Here is a 296-nt window from a genome sequence, read left to right on the forward strand (position 1 = left end):
CGCGGCGGGGGCCTGAACAACTCCGACGTGGCCTTCATGCTCGACCAGTGCCACAACATCGAAGACAAGATCCCCGGCCAGATCCGCTCGGTGCTCAATGTGCAGGAGATGACGGCCCGGGCCCTGCTCGTCGACCGTGACGCCCTGGCCGCCGCGCAGCAGGCGAACGACGTGCTCGGCGCCAACGCCGTGCTCATGGACGCCTTCTACACCGACGTACGCCCGGCCCTCGCCGAGTGGCGCGAGTCGCGAGGCCTCCCCGCCGACCCGATGGCCGCGTTCGCGGCATCCGGATA

The 296-nt window shown here is 69.9% G+C and carries 1 pseudogene; it reads left to right on the plus strand.

The features are described 5' to 3' along the window. Nucleotides 1–296: pseudogene (locus MT347_RS18020) on the plus strand (rhamnose isomerase); the annotation flags it as partial.

The organism is Microbacterium sp. VKM Ac-2923 (assembly GCF_022815605.1).
Classification (GTDB): Bacteria; Actinomycetota; Actinomycetes; order Actinomycetales; family Microbacteriaceae; genus Microbacterium.